Raw genomic sequence first — 20,508 nt, forward strand, 5'->3', positions numbered from 1 at the left:
GGCCTCAAGGACGCTTCCATGGACACCAAACTGCTCGATATCCTGGCCTGCCCGATCACCAAGGGCCCGCTCAAGCTCAGTGCCGACAAGACCGAGCTTATCAGCAAGGGCGCTGGCCTGGCCTACCCGATCCGCGACGGCATCCCGGTGATGCTGGAAAGCGAGGCGCGTACCCTGACCGACGATGAGCGTCTGGGCAAATGAGCGTGAATTTCACCGTGGTCATTCCTGCCCGGCTGCGCTCCACGCGCCTGCCGGGCAAGCCATTGCTGGCGATCGCCGGCAAGCCGATGGTCCAGCATGTCTGGGAGCAGGCGCGCAAGAGTGGTGCCAGCCGAGTGGTCATCGCCACCGATGACGCCAGCATCCTCGAAGCCTGCCAGGCCTTCGGCGCCGAAGTGCTGATGACCCGCGCCGACCATGAATCGGGTACCGATCGCCTGGCCGAAGTGGCCGTGCACCTCGGCCTGCCGGCCGATGCCATCGTGGTCAACGTGCAGGGTGACGAGCCGCTGATCCCGCCGGTGATCATCGACCAGGTGGCCGCCAACCTGGCTGCCCACCCGGAAGCCGGCATCGCTACCCTGGCCGAGCCGATCCATGAACCGGAAACCGTGTTCAATCCCAATGCCGTCAAGGTGGTCAGCGACAAGAACGGCCTGGCCCTGACGTTCAGCCGCGCGCCGCTGCCGTGGGCCCGCGATGCCTTTGCCAAGGACCGCGATCAGCTCCCGCAGGGCGTACCTTATCGTCGCCACATCGGTATGTACGCGTACCGCGTCGGTTTCCTGCAGGACTTCGTCAGCTGGGGCCCATGCTGGCTCGAACAGACCGAGGCCCTGGAGCAGCTGCGTGCGCTGTGGCATGGCGTGCGTATTCATGTCGAGGACGCCATCGAGGCGCCAGCCGTGGGTGTCGATACCCCTGAAGACCTGGAGCGCGTACGGCGCTTGCTGGAGGCCTGATGCGCGTCCTGTTCGTCTGCCTTGGCAACATCTGCCGCTCGCCCACCGCCGAAGGCGTGCTGCGCCATCAGTTGCAGGTGGCCGGGCTGGCTGAGCAGGTGCATGTGGCGTCTGCCGGTACTGGCGACTGGCATGTCGGCAAGGCCCCTGACAGCCGCACCTGCAAGGCCGCGCTGGCGCGTGGATATGACTTGTCGCAGCAACGTGCCCAGCAGGTCAAACCGGCGCATTTCGCTGAGTACGACCTGATCCTGGCCATGGATGAGAGCAACCTTGGCCACCTGCGCGCCATGCGCCCGCACAACGCCGCTGGCGAACTCGACTTGTTCCTGCGCCGTTACGGTGCGGCTCTGGACGAGGTGCCGGACCCTTACTATGGCGGTACCGAGGGCTTCGAGCAGGTGCTCGACCTGATCGAGGCTGCATGCCGCGAGCTGGTCGTGGAAATCAAGGGGCGGCTATGACAGCGGTTTGGCAGGAGCAGGTTTCGCTCAAACCCTACAACACCTTCGGCATCGATGTGAAAGCCCGCTATTTCACCCAGGCGCACGGTGATGACGACGTGCGCGAGACGTTGGCCCAGGCGCGTCAGCATGGGTTGGTGGTGCAGGTGATCGGTGGTGGCAGCAACCTGCTGCTGACCCGCGACATCGATGCTGTGGTGCTGCACATGGCCAGCTGTGGTCGACGCGTGCTGAGTGATGATGGCGAGCAGGTGGTGGTCGAGGCAGAAGCCGGCGAGCCCTGGCACCCGTTCGTGCAATGGTCGTTGGCGCAAGGCTATTGTGGCCTGGAGAACCTCAGCCTGATCCCAGGCACCGTGGGTGCTGCGCCGATGCAGAACGTCGGCGCCTACGGTGTCGAGATCAAGGATGTATTCGCCGGGTTGACCGCGCTGGACCGGGAGACTGGCGAGCTGTGTGATTTTGACCTGGAGGCATGTGCCTTCGGTTACCGCGACAGCGTGTTCAAGCGCAACCCCGGGCGCTGGTTGATCCTGCGTGTGCGTTTTGCCTTGAGCCGTTCGTTGCATGCCCATCTGGATTACGGGCCAGTACGCCAGCGTCTGCTGGAGCAGGGGGTCGAGCAACCGACCGCACAGGCGATCAGTGACGCCATTTGCAGCATTCGTCGCGAGAAACTGCCGGATCCAGCCGAGCTGGGCAATGCCGGTAGCTTCTTCAAGAACCCGGTGGTGTCGGCTGAGCAGGTGGAGCGCATCCGTGCCCAGTATCCGGGAGTGGTCGCTTATCCCCAGGCTGACGGCCAGGTGAAGCTGGCTGCGGGCTGGTTGATCGAGCAGGCGGGCTGGAAAGGCTACCGTGAAGGCGATGCCGGTGTGCATCGGCTGCAGTCGCTGGTACTGGTCAATTATGGCCTGGCGAGCGGGGCGCAGGTGCATGCGCTGGCACAGCGAATCCAGGCGAATATCCTGGAGCGGTTCGGGGTGGAGTTGGAAATGGAGCCCAATCTTTACTGATTGCAGTGCCTGGGCGGGCCCTTTCGCGGGACAAGCCCGCTCCTACAAGAAATGCGATACCTGTAGGAGCGGGCTTGCCCCGCGAAGAGGCCGGTCCTGCTGAAACAGATAGCCAAGAAAAAGCCCCGCCAGTTCGCACTGGCGGGGCTTTTTCATTCAGCGTCGGCTATCAATGAGGCTTGTGCTCATCGGCGGCTTCCAGTACTGGCTCGGCGGCTTCCTGCGCAGCCTTGGCAGCGGCCTCGGCTTCACGCTTGCGGCGACGCACTTCGCGTGGGTCGTTCGGCGCGCGCCCGTTTGGCAGCATCACGGTGGCGGCTTCGGCGACTGCCTGTACTTCTTCGACAGGGGCCGGCTCGATGGCTACCGGGGCGGCTTCAACGACGGCAGGCGCGGGCTCTGCAATCACTTCCGGCTGGGCTTCGACGACCGCAACGGGCTGCTCGGCAACCGCTGCTTCATCAACTACAACCTGAGCCTTCTCAGCTTCACCGCCCTCGACCACTGGTGCTTCGATCACCTTGGCTTCGACAGCAGGGGCCTCGACCGGCGCTTCAGCAACCACTTGCGGCTCGGCGGCAGGGGCTTCTTCAACCACTGGCTGCGGTGCGACTTCGACCACTGGCTCAGCGCTGGCTTCGACCACGGCGACCGGCTCGCTGACGGGCTGTTCGACCACCGGGGCGATGACAGCTTCCTCGGCTTGAGCGGCCACTTCCACCTGCTCGGTCGGCTGGGCGACTTCGCTGTTTTCGGTCGCTACGGCTTCGGTGCTGGCGCGTTCGGCCTGCTGGTTGGCTTCAACTTCGGCGCTGGCGCTGATGTGGCTGCTGGCGACAGCTGCGGTGACGGCCAGGCCGGCAGCCAGTTCGGCGCCAAGCTCGGTGGCCTGGTGCTGTTGCGGCTGCTCGTCGCTGCCTTCCTCGTCGCTGCCTTCGATCAGCTCGCCATTGGCATTGCGCTGGCGCTCACGACGGTTGCTGCGGCGGCGCTGGCCACGGGAGCGACGACGCGGACGCTCGTCATCGGTGCCTTCCTGCTCGTCCTGCAGCAGCTCTTCGTTCGGCAGTTGCTCCTCGGCGAGCTCGGCAGCCTGCTCGGCGGCTTGTTCGGCCGGGCGTGGCTGGCGCTCTTCGCGCGGTGGGCGAGGCTGGCGTTCTTCGCGAGGTGCACGCTCCTCACGCGGGGCGCGCTCTTCGCGTGGAGCACGTTCTTCGCGAGATGCGCGCTCTTCGCGTGGGGCACGTTCTTCGCGAGGTGCGCGCTCTTCGCGTGGAGCACGCTCTTCACGTGGGGCGCGTTCGTCACGTGGAGCACGCTCTTCACGGGCTACACGTTCTTCACGCGGCTGACGCTCTTCGCGTTCTGCCGGTGTAGCGTCCAGCGGCTCGCGCAGCTCACGTACGCGTTCTTCACCGCGGTTGCCACGGCGATCTTCGCGTGGTTGACGTGGTGCACGCTCTTCACGTGGAGCACGCTCTTCGCGAGGTGCACGTTCTTCACGTGGGGCACGTTCCTCACGCGGTGCGCGTTCTTCACGCGGTGCGCGCTCGGCACGCTCTTCGCGCGGCTTGCGCTCTTCATCGCGACGGCCGTTGCGGTTGCGGCTCTGCTGGCGGCCGTTGCGGCGCTCTTCGTTGCGCTGGCTGCGCTCGGCAGCGGGCTTCTCGGCGGCAGCAACGACCGGTGCGGCGGCAGGTTCTTCCTTGCCGGCGAACAGGCTGACCAACGACTTCACCAGGCCCTTGAACAGGCTTGGCTCAGGTGCGCTCGGCGCAGGGGCTACCGGTGCAGCAGGCTGAGGCTGCTCTTCGGCGGCGCTCGGTGCCGGGGCGTTGGTGCGGGCCGGGGCGGTCTTCACCGCAGCTTCCTGGCGAACCAGGGTGCGGGTGGCGGTCGGTTGCGGCGCTTCTTCGGCTTCCGAGGCGGCGATTTCGTAGCTGGACTGGTTGTTCAGCACTTCTGGGTTGTCGTCGCGCAGGCGCTGGACTTCGAAGTGCGGGGTTTCCAGGTGGTCGTTCGGCAGGATGATGATGCGTGCGCGAGTACGCAGTTCGATCTTGGTGATCGAGTTGCGCTTCTCGTTGAGCAGGAACGCGGCCACCGGGATCGGCACCTGGGCGCGTACTTCGGCAGTACGGTCTTTCAGGGCTTCTTCTTCGATCAGGCGCAGGATGGCCAGCGACAGCGATTCGACGTCACGGATGATGCCGGTGCCGGAGCAGCGTGGGCAGACGATGCCGCTGCTTTCGCCGAGCGATGGGCGCAGGCGCTGACGAGACATCTCCAGCAGGCCGAAGCGCGAAATGCGGCCGACCTGGACGCGAGCGCGGTCGGCTTCCAGGCATTCACGCACGCGCTCTTCTACAGCGCGCTGGTTTTTTGCCGGGGTCATGTCGATGAAGTCGATGACGATCAGGCCGCCGATGTCACGCAGGCGCAGCTGGCGGGCGATTTCCTCGGCCGCTTCCAGGTTGGTCTGCAGGGCGGTTTCCTCGATGTCGCTGCCCTTGGTGGCGCGCGCCGAGTTGATGTCGATGGACACCAGGGCTTCGGTCGGGTCGATCACGATCGAGCCACCGGACGGCAGGTCGACGACGCGCTGGAAGGCAGTCTCGATCTGGCTTTCGATCTGGAAGCGGTTGAACAGCGGTACGCTGTCTTCGTAGAGCTTGACCTTGCTGGCGTACTGCGGCATCACCTGGCGGATGAAGGTCAGGGCTTCTTCCTGGGCATCGATGCTGTCGATCAGCACTTCGCCGATGTCCTGGCGCAGGTAGTCGCGGATGGCGCGGATGATGACGTTGCTTTCCTGGTAGATCAGGAATGGAGCGGCGCGGTCCTGGGACGCTTCCTTGATGGCGGTCCACAGCTGCAGCAGGTAGTCGAGGTCCCACTGCATTTCTTCGCTGCTGCGGCCAAGGCCGGCAGTGCGCACGATCAGGCCCATGTCGCCCGGCACGGTCAGGCCGTTAAGGGCTTCACGCAGTTCGTTGCGCTCTTCGCCTTCGATGCGGCGGGAAATGCCACCGGCACGTGGGTTGTTGGGCATCAGCACCAGGTAGCGGCCAGCCAGGCTGATGAAGGTGGTCAGGGCGGCGCCTTTGTTGCCGCGCTCTTCCTTCTCGACCTGGACGATGACTTCCTGGCCTTCGCTCAGGACGTCCTTGATGTTGACCCGGCCTTCAGGGGACTTCTTGAAGTATTCGCGGGAGATTTCCTTCAGCGGCAGGAAGCCGTGACGTTCGGAACCGAAGTCGACGAAGGCGGCTTCGAGGCTGGGCTCGATCCGGGTGATCTTGCCTTTGTAGATGTTGGCCTTTTTCTGCTCGCGCGCGCCGGACTCGATGTCCAGGTCGTAGAGACGTTGGCCGTCCACCAGGGCTACACGCAACTCTTCGGGTTGAGTTGCGTTAATCAGCATTCTTTTCATGTTGTACCGTCGGTTTCCGGGCTGCCGGAAACGGCGTTCGGCACACACGACTTCTCATGGTCGGTGCCAAGGTGCGCAAAGGGTGGCCGGGCCACCCCCCGTGTCGAGCAACGTTCGGCACCAGCCGGTTGCCCAGCCTGCCGTTGTCGCGACGACGCGTCCTGTTTGCTGCGGTGCCTACCAGGCCCCGGTGGCTTCGAATGGGTATCCGAATCAACCAAGCGGGCCTCGTGCACTCAGTCAGGAGGAGGAATCAACCGTCAGCCGTGGACGCCCGAGGGCATCTGTTCAGGACCTTATCCGCTCGCCGGCCATTCAGTGGGCCGGTGGCCGGACGCGGTGCTACACGGTCCGAGGGCTGTGCATCTCCACCCTGCACGTATCCCTGATAATTCGGGTGCTGCCGCGCGCTGAATCCGCAACGGGTTGCATTTTTCGCCAGCTTCGATTGGGAAGCTGACGCCATTACATATCCAAGGCAGGTATTTCCGAAGTATTCGCCTGGCGTTGCGTGGAAGCGACGGGGGCGGGCAGAGGTGCAGCGAAAAGAATCGGGAAGCAGGTGAAAAACCACACTTGTCGTTTTTTTTCGGTCTTCTCTACACAGCGCTGGTGGCGATTCCAGGCAATTCGGTAAACTGGCGAAAACCCCCTAGGACGGCCTCGCGTCCTGGAGAACTGCGTAGGTCAGGAACCGGCCCAGGGCCTGGTTTCACTGGCCTGCCGCTTTTGGCGGCGTTCGCGACTATAGCATTGATGATTAAGTGCTTCAATTCCATAAATAATTGTTATTATTCCCGCCATGACGACCAATACCCCTCCGACTTCCGGCGTTCAGCTGATCGAAGTCGCGCCGGAACTTGCCGGCCAACGCATCGACAATTTCCTTATCACGGCGCTCAAGGGCGTGCCCAAGACCCTGGTCTACCGCATCCTGCGCAAGGGTGAGGTGCGGGTCAACAAGGGGCGGGTCAAGCCTGAGTACAAGATCCAGGCCGGCGATATCGTGCGCGTGCCGCCTGTCCGGTTGCCTGAGCGTGACGAGCCGGCACCAGTGGCCCAGGGGCTGCTGCAGCGCCTGGAAGCTGCCATCGTCTACGAAGACAAGGCGCTGATCGTGATGAACAAGCCGGCCGGCATCGCCGTGCACGGCGGCAGCGGCCTGAGCTTCGGCGTGATCGAGGCGCTGCGCCAGCTGCGCCCGGACGCCAAGGAGCTGGAGCTGGTGCATCGCCTGGACCGCGACACCTCGGGCCTGCTGATGATTGCCAAGAAGCGCAGCATGCTGCGTCACCTGCACGCTGCCCTGCGTGGTGATGGCGTGGACAAGCGCTACATGGCGCTGGTACGTGGCCACTGGCCGACCTCGAAGAAGCAGGTCAACGCGCCACTGCTCAAGAGCAACCTGCGCTCTGGCGAGCGCATGGTCGAAGTCAACGACGAAGGCAAGGAGGCGCTGACCTTGTTCCGCGTACTGCGCCGCTTCGGCGAGTTCGCCACCATTGTCGAGGCGCGCCCGATCACCGGTCGTACCCACCAGATTCGCGTGCATACCCTGCATGCCGGGCACATGATCGCCGGTGACAGCAAGTATGGCGACGAAGACTTCAGCCGCGAGATCCGCGAGCTGGGTGGCAAGCGCCTGTTCCTGCATGCCTACGCCTTGACCGTGCCGCTGCCGGATGGTGGCGAGCTGAAGCTCGAAGCGCCCGTGGACGAAGTCTGGGCGAAGACCGTGGAGCGTTTGAGTGCGTCGTGATCTGTCGAGCAAACCTTACGAGTTGCTGATCTTCGACTGGGACGGCACCCTGGCCGATTCCATCGGTCGTATCGTCGAGGCGATGAATGCTGCTGCCGAGCGTGCCGGAGAGGCATCAAGCCCCGAGAGCGCCGTCAAGGGCATCATCGGCCTGGCGCTGGGGGAGGCCATCTCGACGCTGTATCCGCACCTTGATCCGCTGCAGGTCGATACCTTCCGTCAGCATTACGCCGACATCTATATGGCTCTGGATCAGCAGCCTTCGCCGCTGTTCGAGGGTGTGGTCGAATCGCTGGATGCCTTTCGTGCCGAAGGTTATCGCCTGGCGGTAGCGACCGGCAAGGCGCGCCGCGGGCTGGATCGCGTGCTCAAGGCCAATGGCTGGGAGCAGTTCTTCGACATTACCCGTGCCGCCGACGAAACCCGTGGCAAGCCCCACCCACTGATGCTTGAGGAAATCCTCGGGCATTGCGGCGTCGGGCCCGGCCAGGCGCTGATGGTTGGTGATTCGGCATTCGACCTGCAGATGGCCAGCAATGCTGGTATGCATTCGGTGGCGGTGGGCTATGGTGCCATGTCGCTGCAGGCGCTGGCCGAGTTTGGGCCGCAGGTGTGCATCGATCATTTTTCCCAGCTGCGCGAGTGGCTGGCAGGTTCCAGGCAAGTTCAATTCCAAGGTAGGTGAGCATGGCTGACGAGTGGAAAGCGCCGGTTAACGAAACCGAAGAGGAGCGCCTCGCTCGCGAAGCGCGTGAAGCGCAGAACGAAGAGGATCGTGTCGAGCAGAAGAGCTGGAAGTTGCTGGAAAAGACCCTGCTGGCCGGGGTTCAGGAGCAGCGTCGGTCCCGGCGCTGGGGGATCTTCTTCAAGCTGCTGACCTTCGTCTACCTGTTCGGCATCCTGGCCTTGTTCCTGCCGTTCATGGATGTGGACAAGGCTGCGTCGCGCAGTGGCAGTCACACGGCCCTGGTTGAGGTGCGGGGAGTGATTGCCGATCAGGAGGCTGCCAGCGCCGACAATATCGTCAAGAGCCTGCGCGATGCGTTCAAGGACCCCAAGACCAAGGCGGTGGTCCTGCGCATCAACAGTCCGGGCGGCAGCCCGGTGCAGGCGGGCTACGTGTATGACGAGATCCGTCGTCTGCGTGGCGAGCACCCGGATACCAAGCTGTATGCGGTAATCACGGACCTGGGAGCTTCCGGCGCCTACTACATCGCCAGTGCGGCGGATGAGATCTATGCCGACAAGGCCAGCCTGGTCGGTTCCATTGGTGTGACGGCGGCTGGCTACGGCTTTGTCGGTTCAATGGAAAAGCTGGGTGTCGAGCGGCGTACGTACACCGCTGGCGAGCATAAGGCATTCCTTGATCCGTTCTCGCCTGAAAAGCCTGATGAGCGAGCGTTCTGGCAGGGGGTGCTGGATACCACGCACCAGCAGTTCATCGCCATGGTCAAGCAGGGGCGGGGCGACCGCCTGAAGGACAAGGAGCATCCGGAGCTGTTCAGCGGCCTGGTCTGGTCGGGTGAGCAGGCCAAGGCGCTGGGGCTGGTGGATGGGCTGGGCAGTGCCAGTTATGTGGCGCGTGAGATCGTGGGTGAGAAGGACCTGGTTGATTACACTGTGCAGGAATCACCGTTTGATCGCTTCTCCAAGCGCATTGGTGCCAGCGTGGCCGAGCATCTGGCCATGTGGATGGGGTTCCAGGGGCCTCAGTTGCGCTGATTGGAGATTGGCGGGGCGCAAAGCGCCCCAAAAATCTCAAGGTATGACCACGCCTTCCCTGGTCAGCATATCCACTAGCCGAATCAGCGGCAGCCCGATCAGGCTGGTCGCATCGCACCCGTGTGTGCTTTGAAACAAACTGACTCCCAAACCCTCCGCCTTGAAGCTCCCGGCGCAATCCAGCGGCTGCTCCGCTGCCACATAGCGCTCCACCCGCTCCCGATCCAGTTCGCGCATCGTCACCGTAAACGGCACGCAGTCGACCTGGCAGCGCCCTGTCGCGGTATTGAGCAGCGCCAGTCCGGTCAGGAAGGTCACCTGCTGGCCGCTGGTTTCGAGCAATTGCTCGCAGGCACGATCAAAGGTGTGCGGCTTGCCGAGGATCTGCTCGCCCAGCACCGCGACCTGGTCGGAGCCTATGATCAGGTGCCCTGGATGGCTGGCGGCGAGCGCTTCGGCTTTTTGCCTGGCCAGGCGCCGTACCAGCTCCACGGCGGGCTCGTCAGCCAGGCGCCGCTCGTCTAGGTCGGGGCTTGCCCAGGTGAAGGGCAGGCGCAGGCGCGCGAGCAGTTCGCGCCGATAGGAAGAGCTGGAAGCCAGCAACAGAGGCAGCATGATAGACTCCTGGTCAGTTGAACCTGATTCTAACATGCGAGATGTCGCCGAATTTCCTTTGACAGGGGCGGGGGGCATCCCTAGAATGCTGCGCCTATGTTGAATGACCCGATTCCACCTCACGTTGACCCGCGCAAATTAGCCGACCGAGGCGTATCCATCACTGGTACGCTGCAACTCGCTGATTTGGAAAGACTCTGCGACCCGCTTTCCGACGATGTCGGTACGGTGCAGGCGAAGTTCGATTTTGAACGAGATGAACAGCACGTGGTGGTTATCCACAGCGAGCTGGACGTCGAAGTCAAAATGGTTTGCCAGCGTTGTCTTGAGCTGGTCACCCTGCCGATCCACAGCGAATGTACATACGCCGTGGTGAAGGAGGGTGCGAATACCCAGTCGTTGCCGAAAGGCTATGACGTGCTGGAACTGGGCGAAGATCCATTGGATCTGCAGGCCTTGGTCGAGGAGGAGCTGCTGCTCGCCTTGCCTATCGTGCCTGCTCATCATCCGGAAGAATGCCAGCAGCCGGCGGGCGCAGACGAGCCCGAATCGAGCAAGGACGAGGTATCGCGGTCCAACCCGTTCAGTGTTTTGGCGCAGTTAAAGCGTGACCCAAACGTTTAGGAGTTAATCAATTATGGCTGTTCAGCAGAACAAAAAATCCCGCTCTGCCCGTGACATGCGCCGTTCGCACGACGCCCTGTCGGAAAACGCGCTGTCGGTAGAGAAAACCACCGGTGAAGTACACCTGCGCCACCACGTTTCGCCAGAAGGCGTATACCGTGGTCGCAAAGTGGTCGACAAGGGCGCTGACGAGTAATCCTTGTCCGCTCAGATCATCGCGATCGACGCAATGGGCGGGGACTTCGGTCCCCGCAGCATTGTCCAGGCTAGCATTGCCTGCCTTTCGGCTACCCCCTCGCTGCACCTGACCCTCGTCGGTCAACCCTCCCTCCTTGAAGATCTTGTCAGCGGCCTGGCAGCTGCGGATCGCGCGCGCCTGCAAATTGTCGCCGCCAGTGAGGTGATCGGTATGGACGAGCGGCCATCCCAGGCGTTGCGTGGCAAGCCAGACTCGTCGATGCGCATCGCCCTCGAACTGGTGCGTGACGGCAAGGCCCAGGCCTGCGTGAGTGCCGGCAATACCGGGGCGCTGATGGCGTTGTCGCGTTTCGTGCTCAAGACCTTGCCGGGTATCGATCGGCCAGCCATGGTTGCGGCAATCCCGACCCAGGCAGGTTACTGCCAGCTGCTCGACCTTGGTGCCAACGTCGACTGCAGTGCCGAGAACCTCTACCAGTTTGCCGTCATGGGCTCCGTGGCTGCCCAGGCCTTGGGCATTCACCGGCCGCGCGTGGCGCTGCTGAACATCGGTACCGAGGACATCAAGGGCAACCAGCAGGTCAAGCTGGCGGCCACGTTGCTGCAGAACGCCCGCGGCCTCAACTATGTCGGCTTCGTCGAAGGTGACGGCCTGTACCGCGGTGAGGCGGACGTGGTGGTGTGCGACGGCTTTGTCGGCAACATCCTGCTCAAGTCCAGCGAAGGCCTGGCGACCATGATTGGCGAGCGTATCGAAAAGCTGTTCAAGGGCGGTGCGTTGTCGCGGGTCGCTGGGGCGGTGGCGATGCCGCTGCTCAAGCGTCTGCAGGCCGACCTGGCACCGGCGCGGCACAATGGCGCGAGCTTCCTCGGCCTGCAGGGCATCGTCATCAAGAGTCATGGCTCGGCGGGCGTAGAGGGCTTCCAGAGCGCGATCCAGCGGGCGCTGATCGAGATCCAGGAAAACCTCCCGCAGCGGCTGCATGGCCGCCTCGAAGATTTGTTGCCTTAGGCATTTCGCCGATGAAGTGCTTAAATGTGACCGCTTGGTCTGCGTTTCCATCCAAGTTTTCAGATTCCGCGCCTGGCCAAAGGCCTGGTGCACCCTATCCGACGACAAGATCATAAGGGCTTGTTCAATGTCTGCATCCCTCGCATTCGTCTTCCCCGGTCAAGGTTCCCAGTCGCTGGGCATGCTCGCCGAACTCGGCGCTGAAAAGCCTGTGATCATCGAGACCTTCAAGGAGGCTTCCGAGGCTCTGGGCTATGACCTGTGGAAGCTGGTCCAGGAAGGTCCGGAAGAACAACTCAACCAGACCGACAAGACCCAGCCGGCGATCCTCACCGCCTCCATCGCCCTGTGGCGCCTGTGGCTGGAAGAGGGCGGCGCGCAGCCGGCCTTCGTTTCTGGTCACAGCCTGGGTGAATACAGCGCCCTGGTTGCAGCCGGCGCACTGTCGCTGAAAGATGCCGTGCGCCTGGTCGAGCGCCGTGGCCAGCTGATGCAGGAAGCCGTGCCTGCCGGTCATGGCGCCATGGCGGCGATCCTCGGCCTGGATGACGCCGTCGTGGTGGAAATCTGCGCCGAAGCGGCCGAAGACGAAGTGGTCAGCGCCGTGAACTTCAACTCGCCAGGCCAGGTGGTCATCGCCGGTAACAAGGCTGCGGTCGACCGCGCCATGGAGCTGTGCAAGGCCAAGGGCGCCAAGCGCGCCCTGCCGCTGGCGGTCAGCGTGCCATCGCACTGCGCCCTGATGAAGCCGGCTGCCGAGCGCTTTGCCGAATTCGTCAACGCCATCGAATGGAAGGCCCCGCAGATTCCGGTGGTGCAGAACGTCACTGCCGCCGTCGCCGCCGACCTCGATGCCCTGAAGCAGGACCTGCTGGCGCAGCTGTACCAGCCGGTACGCTGGGTTGAATGCGTGCAGACCCTGGCCGCCAACGGTGCGGTCAACCTGGTCGAGTGCGGCCCGGGCAAGGTCCTGGCTGGCCTGAACAAGCGTTGCGCCGACGGCGTGACCACCTACAACCTCAATACCCCTGACGCTGTCGCCGCCACCCGCGCGGCGCTGGCCTGATTTGGAGAAGCTTGCATGAGCCTGCAAGGTAAAGTTGCACTGGTCACCGGCGCCAGCCGTGGTATTGGCCAGGCCATCGCCCTCGAGCTGGGCCGCCAGGGCGCGACCGTGATCGGTACCGCCACTTCGGCTTCCGGTGCCGAGCGCATCGCCGCCACCTTGAAAGAGCACGGCATCACTGGCACCGGCATGGAACTGAATGTCACCAGCGCCGAGTCCGTGGAAGCAGTACTGGGCGCCATCGGCGAGCAGTTCGGCGCCCCCGCCATTCTGGTCAACAACGCCGGTATCACCCGCGACAACCTCATGCTGCGCATGAAGGACGACGAGTGGTTCGACGTGATCGACACCAACCTGAACAGCCTCTACCGTCTGTCCAAGGGCGTGCTGCGTGGCATGACCAAGGCGCGCTGGGGTCGTATCATCAGCATCGGTTCGGTCGTCGGTGCCATGGGCAACGCCGGCCAGGCCAACTACGCGGCGGCCAAGGCCGGCCTCGAAGGCTTCAGCCGCGCCCTGGCGCGTGAAGTGGGCTCGCGTGGCATCACCGTCAACTCGGTGACCCCGGGCTTCATCGACACCGACATGACCCGCGAGCTGCCTGAAGCGCAGCGCGAAGCCCTGCAGACCCAGATTCCGCTGGGCCGCCTGGGCCAGGCTGACGAAATCGCCAAGGTGGTTTCGTTCTTGGCGTCGGACGGCGCTGGCTACGTTACCGGCGCAACCGTGCCGGTCAACGGCGGGATGTACATGTAAAAACTGCAACGCAATGTGACGGATTGCTTCAAAAAAGAGTCATACTGCGAGCCTAAAATCCGTTATAAAGCTGCAACCAGATTCCAGGCAGCGGGTGCGGTGGCTCAAGGGAAGGTGCGTTCCGCTTGAAAAGCGAACGTCTTTCTATAAACTTGGTCACCGGCCAGCTGCCTGACATATGTCCATTAGGAGTGAAAACTAGGTATGAGCACCATCGAAGAACGCGTCAAGAAAATCGTCGCCGAGCAACTGGGCGTCAAGGAAGAGGAAGTGACTGTCGAGAAGTCCTTCGTCGATGACCTGGGTGCCGATTCGCTTGACACCGTTGAGCTGGTGATGGCTCTGGAAGAGGAATTCGAGACCGAAATCCCTGACGAAGAAGCCGAGAAGATCACTACCGTTCAAGCTGCAATCGACTACGTCAAAAACCACCAGGCTTAAGACGTTGTAGTCGACGCTTCTTGTCGAGAAGAACCGCACTGCCTTTGCCGGCGTGCGGTTTTTTCTTTGCAAGCCTTCCGCGTCGCTTCACTTGCGCCGAGAGCTTGTTGCCATTTCATTCCATTGCTTGAATGCAATGGCAAGAAACTCTGTGATTAGAAAAGGAGAGTACTGTGTCGCGTAGACGCGTCGTGGTCACCGGTATGGGTATGCTGTCGCCACTGGGTACCGATGTACCGAGCACCTGGCAGGGCATTCTGGCTGGCCGCAGTGGCATTGGTCCGATCGAACACACGGACCTGTCTGCCTACTCCACCCGTTTTGGCGGCTCGGTGAAAGGCTTCGAAGTTGAGCAGTACCTGTCGGCCAAAGAGGCCCGCAAGCTCGACCTGTTCATTCAGTACGGCCTGGCGGCCGGGTTCCAGGCGGTGCGTAATGCTGGCCTGGAAGTCACCGACGCCAACCGTGAGCGCATTGGCGTGGCCATGGGCTCGGGTATCGGCGGCCTGACCAACATCGAAGAAACCAGCCGCACCTTGCACGAGCAAGGCCCGCGCCGGATCTCGCCGTTCTTCGTGCCGGGTTCGATCATCAACATGATCTCCGGTTTCCTGTCGATCCACCTGGGTCTGCAGGGGCCGAACTACGCCATCGCCACCGCCTGCACCACCGGCACCCACTGCATTGGCATGGCCGCGCGCAACATCGCCTACGGCGAAGCTGACGTGATGATCGCCGGTGGCGCCGAGATGGCCGCTTGCGGCCTGGGCATGGGCGGCTTCGGTGCGTCCCGTGCACTGTCGACCCGTAACGATGAGCCAGCCCGTGCCAGCCGTCCGTGGGACAAGGGCCGTGATGGCTTCGTGCTATCCGACGGTGCCGGTGCGCTGGTGCTCGAAGAGCTCGAACACGCCAAGGCCCGCGGTGCGACCATTTATGCCGAGCTGGTCGGTTTCGGCATGAGCGGTGATGCCTACCACATGACCTCGCCGCCCGACAGCGGCGAAGGTGCTGCCCGTTGCATGGCCAATGCCCTGCGCGATGCTGGCATCCAGCCTGAAGCGGTCAGCTACATCAACGCCCACGGCACCTCGACCCCGGCTGGCGACATCGCCGAAGTTGCAGCGATCAAGCGCGTGTTCGGCGAGCATGCCTACAAGCTCGCGGTCAGCTCGACCAAGTCGATGACCGGCCACCTGCTAGGCGCTGCCGGCGCGGTAGAGGCGATCTTCAGCGTGCTGGCGATCAATAGCCAGATGGCACCGCCGACCATCAACCTCGATGAACCGGACGAAGGCTGCGACCTCGACTTCGTACCGCACGAAGCGCGCAGCATGCCGATCGACGTGGTGCTGTCCAACTCGTTCGGCTTTGGCGGCACCAACGGTTCGCTGGTGTTCCGCCGGTTCATCGGTTGATGCACAGCTGGATCGACGGCCAGCCCGCGACTGCAATCAATTTGCAGAACCGCGGCCTGGCCTACGGCGACGGTCTGTTCGAGACCATCGCCGTGCGGGGTGGCCGGCCCAGTCTGCTGGACGGCCATCTGGCTCGCTTGGGTCTGGGTTGCCAGCGGCTGATGATCGACGCCGACCTGGCGCTGGTGCGTGATGAAATCCTGCGCTTCGCCAGTCAGCTCGGCGACGGTGTCGCCAAGCTGGTCCTCACTCGTGGCGACAGCCAGCGTGGCTACGCGCCGGTTGCCGGCGCTGCGCCGCGCCGAATCCTCCAGGGCGGCCCGCTGCCCAGCTATCCTGTCGAACATGCCGAGCACGGCGTGCGGCTGTTCCCCTGCCAGACCCGGCTTGGGGAGCAACCGTTACTGGCCGGCCTCAAACACCTCAATCGCCTGGAGCAGGTGCTGGCCCGTGCCGAATGGCAGGACAGCGAACATGCCGAGGGCCTGATGCGTGACGGGCAGGGCAGGGTGATCGAAAGCGTATACAGCAATCTGTTCCTGGTGCGCGATGGCGTGCTGCTCACGGCTGACCTCAGCCGTTGCGGCGTAGCCGGCGTGATGCGCGGTGCCCTGCTGGAGCAGGCACAACGGCTGGGCATCGCGGTACAGGTGCGTGATATCGCATTCGACGAACTGCAGCAGGCGAATGAAGTGTTCGTCTGCAACAGTGTCTACGGTGTCTGGCCCGTGCGTGGAATTGCCGCGCTGAACTGGTCGCCGGGCCCGCTCACCCGTAAACTGCAGGCCGTTGCCCGTACGTTACTGGATACCTGAATTCGTGAGACGCAAATTCCTGCTGCTGCTGGAAATGGGCTTGATCCTCGCCGGCCTGGCCCTGGGCTGGTCGGCCTGGAAGATCAACTCGGTGCTGGAGCAGCCTCTGCATGTTGCCGAAGAGCGCCTGCTCGACGTGCCCAGCGGCACCAACCCCAACCGCATGTTCTATCGCATGCAGGCCGACGGCTTGCTCGACGATGCCGTCTGGCTGCGCCTGTACTGGCGCTTCAACATGGCCGGCACCCAGTTGCATACCGGCGAGTATCGCCTCACCCCTGGCATGACCGTGGAAGACCTGTTCGACGTCTGGCGCCGTGGCGATGTGGTGCAGTACAACCTGACCCTGGTCGAAGGCTGGACCTTCCGCCAGGTGCGTTCGGCGGTGGCCAAGCATGAAAAGCTCAAACACACCCTGGATGGCCTTTCCGACTCCGAGGTGATGGACAAGCTCGGCCACACCGGTGTGTTCCCTGAAGGCCGCTTCTTCCCTGATACCTACCGCTTCGTGCGCGGCATGAGTGACGTCGAGCTGCTGCAGCAGGCGTACATGCGCCTGGACGAAGTGCTGGCCAAGGAATGGGCCGAGCGCACCACTGACCTGCCTTACCGTGATCCCTACCAGGCCTTGATCATGGCCTCGCTGGTAGAGAAGGAAACCGGTATCCCTCAGGAGCGTGGGCAGATCGCTGGCGTCTTCGTCCGCCGCCTGCGCCTGGGCATGATGCTGCAGACCGACCCGACGGTGATCTACGGCATGGGTGAGCGCTACAACGGCAGGATTTCCCGCGCCGACCTGCGCGAACCGACGCCCTACAACACTTACACCATGACCGGCCTGCCACCGACACCCATCGCCATGGTCGGGCGCGAGGCGATCCATGCCGCGCTCAACCCGTCCGATGGCACCAGCCTGTACTTCGTCGCCCGTGGCGATGGCAGCCACGTGTTCTCCGATGACCTGGACGATCACAACTCGGCGGTGCGCGAGTTTCAGCTCAAGCGTCGCGCGGATTACCGGTCCAGCCCGGCGCCGCAAAGTGCACCGGCGGACGCAGCCGAGCCCGCTGAGCAGGACCCTGCCAGCGAAACTGCGCCGGCCGACGCACCAACGCCTGACGAACAACATTAAGGACTGCCTGTGAGCGGCTTGTTTATTACCCTTGAAGGCCCCGAAGGCGCGGGCAAGAGCACCAACCGTGATTACCTGGCTGCGCGCTTGCGCGAGCAGGGCCTGGATGTGGTGCTGACTCGCGAGCCTGGCGGCACGCCGCTGGCTGAAAAAGTCCGCGAGCTGTTGCTGGCGCCGAGCGAGGAAGTGATGGCCGCAGACACCGAGCTGCTGCTGGTATTCGCTGCCCGTGCCCAGCACCTGGCCGAAGTGATTCGCCCAGCGCTGGCCCGTGGTGCGGTGGTGCTTTGCGATCGCTTCACCGATGCCACCTACGCCTACCAGGGCGGTGGTCGCGGCCTGTCGGTGGAGCGTATCGCTGCGCTGGAGCAATTCGTCCAGGGGGATCTGCGCCCGGACCTGACCCTGGTCTTCGACTTGCCCGTGGAAGTCGGCCTGGCCCGTGCCGCCGCGCGCGGTCGCCTGGACCGTTTCGAGCAGGAAGGCCAGGCCTTCTTCGAAGCCGTGCGCCAAGCCTATCTGCAACGCGCCCATGGCGCACCGCAGCGCTACAGCCTGCTCGATGCCGCCCAGCCACTAGAGGCCGTACAGCGTGCCATCGATGCGCTGCTGCCTGCCATCGTGGGGCGTTGCCGTGGCTGAGGCCTACCCCTGGCAGCAGGCGCTGTGGCAGCAATTGGCAGGGCGTGCCCGGCACGCCCATGCCTACCTGCTGCATGGGCCGCAGGGCATCGGCAAGCGCGCCTTGGCCGAGCGGCTGATGGCGCGTCTGCTGTGCCAGCAGCCGCAGGGGTTGGATGCCTGCGGGCAGTGCAAGTCGTGCCTGCTGCTCAAGGCCGGTAGCCACCCGGACAACTTCGTGCTGGAGCCAGAAGAGGCCGACAAGCCAATCAAGGTCGACCAGGTGCGCGAGCTGGTGTCGTTCGTGGTGCAGACGGCGCAGCTGGGCGGGCGTAAAGTGGTATTGATCGAGCCGGTCGAGGCGATGAACGTCAATGCCTCCAACGCCTTGCTCAAGAGCCTGGAAGAGCCTTCGGGCGATACCGTGCTGCTGCTGGTCAGTCACCAGCCCAGCCGCCTGTTGCCGACGATCAAGAGCCGCTGCCAGCAAGTTGTCTGCCCGCAGCCGAGCATGGCGCAGAGCCAGGCGTGGCTGGCCACGGCCTTGCCCGACAGCGACGAGGCCGAGCGCGAGGAGCTGCTGACGCTGGCTGCCGGTTCGCCGCTGATGGCGGTCAGCCTGCAAGCGCAAGGTGTGCGTGAGCAGCGGGCCTTGGTGACCGACGGGGTGAAGAAGCTGCTCAAGCAGCAGCAATCGCCCAGCCAGCTGGCCGAGGCCTGGAGCAGTGTGCCGTTGTTGCTGCTGTTCGACTGGTTCTGCGACTGGTCGCACCTGATCCTGCGTTACCAGTTGACCCAGGATGAAGAGGGGTTGGGCTTGGCCGACATGCGCAAGGTGGTGCAGTACCTGGCGCAGAAGGCCCGTCAGGGCAAGGTGCTGGAGGTCCAGGCGTGGATCCTCGAGCAGCGCCAGAAGGTGCTCGGTAAAGCCAACCTCAATCGTGTATTGCTGCTGGAAGCGCTGCTGGCCCATTGGGTACAGCTGCCGGGTTCCCGCTGATTTTCCATCTTTTCATGTGTGCCGCCTGCCATGCTCGTAGATTCCCATTGCCATCTCGACCGTCTTGACCTGAGCGCCCACCAGGGTTCCCTCGATGCTGCCCTGCAGGCGGCGCGTGAGCGCGGGGTCGGGCATTTCCTGTGCATTGGCGTCAGTGCCGAAAATGCCGGGGCGGTGAAGGTGCTGAGCGAGCAGTACGCCGATGTCGACTGTTCGGTGGGGGTGCACCCGCTGGACCTGGCGCCAGGCGAGACGCCGGCGCTGGAGTGGCTGCTGCGTGAGCTGGCGCACCCGCATGTGGTGGCGATTGGCGAAACCGGGCTGGACTACCACTACGAACCGGAGGCTGCCGAGTTGCAGCAGGCATCGTTCCGCCTGCACCTGGAGGCGTCGCGTCAGACTGGCAAGCCGGTGATTGTGCACACCCGTGCGGCGCGGGCCGATACCTTGGCGCTGCTGCGTGAAGCGAATCTGCCTCAGGCGGGCGTGCTGCATTGTTTCACCGAAGACTGGGACATGGCCAAGGCGGCGCTGGACCTGGGCTATTACATCTCGTTGTCCGGCATTGTCACTTTCCGCAATGCCGATGCCCTGCGCGAGGTGGCGCGGCAGGTGCCGGTCGACCGCCTGCTGGTGGAAACCGATTCACCTTACCTGGCACCGATCCCGCATCGTGGCAAGCCGAACCTGCCGCAGTATGTGCGGGAGGTGGCGGAGTATGTGGCATCGTTGCGTGGGGTCAGCTACGAGCAGCTGGCAGAGCAAACCACGTCCAACTTCAAGCGCCTGTTCCCGCTGGCGCGAGTGGCCTGAATCCAGACCAATCGCTTTTGCTCTGCTTTTGCTCTGCTTTTGCTTTTGCTTCTAAGCGCGCGATAGTTCAGGCGACGGTGAGTGCGACTTCAGGAGGCCGAACGCAGGCGTCTGGAGGGCCAGGGTGCGCAGCACCCCTTCGGCGTAGCCGAAGGCGCGAGATGTAGACTTGCGCAGCAAGTCGTAGGCCGCGCGGGCCCGGAAGGCGCCGGAGTGAGGGGACCCCGCAGCGCAGCGCAGGGGCCGGATGATGGGAGCCGGGGTTTTTGGTTACTTTTTGCCCAGTCAAAAAGTGACCCGCCGTAAGGGCGGAAAGGTGACTCAGCGCCACCCTGGCGAATGAATGTAGACCTGATTTGAAAGCCCACTCCCAAAAGCCAAAAGCCAAAAGCCAAAAGCCAAAAGCCAAAAGCCAAAAGCTCGACTGTGGTGGTTTTGACTCAGTCGAGTACATTCATTTGCTATGGCGACGCACAGTCACCTTTCCGCCCTTACGGCGGGTCACTTTTTGTCAAACGCGCCTTCGGCTACGCCGAAGGGGTGCTGCGCACCCTGGCCCTCCAGACGCCTGCGCTCGGCCTCCTGAAGTCGCATTTCGCGTTGCCTGAACTATCGCGCGCTTAGAAGCAAAATCAAAA

At 63.4% G+C, this 20,508-nt stretch carries 21 protein-coding genes; 19 read left to right on the forward strand and 2 right to left on the reverse strand.

What is annotated here, in order from left to right:
* Positions 1–18 precede the first annotated feature (18 nt).
* Genes BGP85_RS21060 through murB form a run of 4 tightly spaced genes read left to right on the forward strand, consistent with a single transcriptional unit; the run spans position 19 to position 2,445 of the window.
* The gene (locus BGP85_RS21060; RefSeq protein ID WP_103449699.1) at positions 19–204 is read left to right on the forward strand and encodes a Trm112 family protein; all 186 of its coding nucleotides are present in this window, start codon (positions 19–21) and stop codon (positions 202–204) included.
* The gene (gene kdsB / locus BGP85_RS21065) at positions 201–965 is read left to right on the forward strand and encodes a 3-deoxy-manno-octulosonate cytidylyltransferase (protein ID WP_103449700.1); all 765 of its coding nucleotides are present in this window, start codon (positions 201–203) and stop codon (positions 963–965) included. The genes BGP85_RS21060 and kdsB overlap by 4 nt, the downstream gene beginning before the upstream one ends.
* Positions 965–1,429, forward strand: a complete 465-nt coding sequence (locus BGP85_RS21070) for a low molecular weight protein-tyrosine-phosphatase (protein ID WP_103449701.1) — start codon at positions 965–967, stop codon at positions 1,427–1,429. The genes kdsB and BGP85_RS21070 overlap by 1 nt, the downstream gene beginning before the upstream one ends.
* On the forward strand, positions 1,426–2,445 hold the full coding sequence (gene murB, locus BGP85_RS21075) for a UDP-N-acetylmuramate dehydrogenase (RefSeq protein ID WP_103449702.1): 1,020 nt from the start codon (positions 1,426–1,428) through the stop codon (positions 2,443–2,445). Before BGP85_RS21070 ends, murB begins: the two co-directional genes overlap by 4 nt.
* 169 nt (positions 2,446–2,614) lie before the next feature.
* Here murB and rne read toward each other — a convergent pair whose 3' ends face one another.
* Positions 2,615–5,878 carry a ribonuclease E gene (rne, locus tag BGP85_RS21080; protein WP_103449703.1) on the reverse strand — a complete coding sequence of 1,088 codons (3,264 nt, stop codon included), beginning with the start codon at positions 5,876–5,878 and terminating at the stop codon, positions 2,615–2,617.
* An 802-nt stretch (positions 5,879–6,680) separates the two neighbouring features.
* On the opposite strand from rne, the gene rluC reads away from it, so the two are divergent.
* Genes rluC through BGP85_RS21100 form a run of 3 tightly spaced genes read left to right on the forward strand, consistent with a single transcriptional unit; the run spans position 6,681 to position 9,359 of the window.
* Entirely contained in the window at positions 6,681–7,637 is a 957-nt protein-coding gene (gene rluC / locus BGP85_RS21090; protein WP_103449704.1) for a 23S rRNA pseudouridine(955/2504/2580) synthase RluC, read from the forward strand.
* Positions 7,627–8,322 carry an HAD family hydrolase gene (locus tag BGP85_RS21095; RefSeq protein ID WP_258035903.1) on the forward strand — a complete coding sequence of 232 codons (696 nt, stop codon included), beginning with the start codon at positions 7,627–7,629 and terminating at the stop codon, positions 8,320–8,322. The genes rluC and BGP85_RS21095 overlap by 11 nt, the downstream gene beginning before the upstream one ends.
* Before the next feature lie 2 nt (positions 8,323–8,324).
* Positions 8,325–9,359: a S49 family peptidase gene (locus BGP85_RS21100; protein WP_103449705.1), complete on the forward strand. Its 1,035-nt coding sequence runs from the start codon at positions 8,325–8,327 to the stop codon at positions 9,357–9,359.
* A 36-nt stretch (positions 9,360–9,395) separates the two neighbouring features.
* Here BGP85_RS21100 and BGP85_RS21105 read toward each other — a convergent pair whose 3' ends face one another.
* Positions 9,396–9,974 (reverse strand): Maf family protein, encoded by a 579-nt coding sequence (locus tag BGP85_RS21105; RefSeq protein ID WP_103449706.1) that lies wholly within the window; start codon positions 9,972–9,974, stop codon positions 9,396–9,398.
* 96 nt (positions 9,975–10,070) lie between these two features.
* On the opposite strand from BGP85_RS21105, the gene BGP85_RS21110 reads away from it, so the two are divergent.
* From BGP85_RS21110 to BGP85_RS21165, 12 genes are all read left to right on the forward strand, one after another.
* The gene (locus tag BGP85_RS21110; protein ID WP_027919446.1) at positions 10,071–10,598 is read left to right on the forward strand and encodes a YceD family protein; all 528 of its coding nucleotides are present in this window, start codon (positions 10,071–10,073) and stop codon (positions 10,596–10,598) included.
* A gap of 13 nt (positions 10,599–10,611) precedes the next feature.
* Positions 10,612–10,794 carry a 50S ribosomal protein L32 gene (gene rpmF, locus BGP85_RS21115; RefSeq protein WP_003247154.1) on the forward strand — a complete coding sequence of 61 codons (183 nt, stop codon included), beginning with the start codon at positions 10,612–10,614 and terminating at the stop codon, positions 10,792–10,794.
* A 3-nt stretch (positions 10,795–10,797) separates the two neighbouring features.
* Positions 10,798–11,808: a phosphate acyltransferase PlsX gene (plsX, locus tag BGP85_RS21120; protein ID WP_103449707.1), complete on the forward strand. Its 1,011-nt coding sequence runs from the start codon at positions 10,798–10,800 to the stop codon at positions 11,806–11,808.
* A 127-nt stretch (positions 11,809–11,935) separates the two neighbouring features.
* Positions 11,936–12,874, forward strand: a complete 939-nt coding sequence (gene fabD, locus BGP85_RS21125) for an ACP S-malonyltransferase (RefSeq protein ID WP_103449708.1) — start codon at positions 11,936–11,938, stop codon at positions 12,872–12,874.
* A 15-nt stretch (positions 12,875–12,889) separates the two neighbouring features.
* Positions 12,890–13,630, forward strand: coding sequence for a 3-oxoacyl-ACP reductase FabG (fabG, locus tag BGP85_RS21130; protein ID WP_103449709.1), 741 nt, complete (start codon positions 12,890–12,892; stop codon positions 13,628–13,630).
* Positions 13,631–13,834: 204 nt separating this feature from the next.
* Entirely contained in the window at positions 13,835–14,071 is a 237-nt protein-coding gene (gene acpP, locus BGP85_RS21135; RefSeq protein ID WP_060513099.1) for an acyl carrier protein, read from the forward strand.
* Positions 14,072–14,244: 173 nt separating this feature from the next.
* Entirely contained in the window at positions 14,245–15,489 is a 1,245-nt protein-coding gene (fabF, locus tag BGP85_RS21140; RefSeq protein WP_103449710.1) for a beta-ketoacyl-ACP synthase II, read from the forward strand.
* Positions 15,489–16,304: an aminodeoxychorismate lyase gene (pabC, locus tag BGP85_RS21145; protein WP_103449711.1), complete on the forward strand. Its 816-nt coding sequence runs from the start codon at positions 15,489–15,491 to the stop codon at positions 16,302–16,304. Before fabF ends, pabC begins: the two co-directional genes overlap by 1 nt.
* Positions 16,305–16,308: 4 nt before the next feature.
* Complete coding sequence (gene mltG / locus BGP85_RS21150) at positions 16,309–17,436, forward strand: endolytic transglycosylase MltG (protein WP_103449712.1); 1,128 nt, start codon at positions 16,309–16,311, stop codon at positions 17,434–17,436.
* A 9-nt stretch (positions 17,437–17,445) separates the two neighbouring features.
* Positions 17,446–18,078 (forward strand): dTMP kinase, encoded by a 633-nt coding sequence (tmk, locus tag BGP85_RS21155; RefSeq protein WP_103449713.1) that lies wholly within the window; start codon positions 17,446–17,448, stop codon positions 18,076–18,078.
* The gene (locus tag BGP85_RS21160) at positions 18,071–19,057 is read left to right on the forward strand and encodes a DNA polymerase III subunit delta' (protein WP_103449900.1); all 987 of its coding nucleotides are present in this window, start codon (positions 18,071–18,073) and stop codon (positions 19,055–19,057) included. Before tmk ends, BGP85_RS21160 begins: the two co-directional genes overlap by 8 nt.
* Before the next feature lie 30 nt (positions 19,058–19,087).
* Positions 19,088–19,870, forward strand: coding sequence for a TatD family hydrolase (locus tag BGP85_RS21165; protein ID WP_103449714.1), 783 nt, complete (start codon positions 19,088–19,090; stop codon positions 19,868–19,870).
* The last annotated feature ends 638 nt before the right edge of the window (positions 19,871–20,508 follow it).

Source organism: Pseudomonas putida, from assembly GCF_002906855.1.
GTDB lineage: Bacteria > Pseudomonadota > Gammaproteobacteria > Pseudomonadales > Pseudomonadaceae > Aquipseudomonas > Aquipseudomonas putida_N.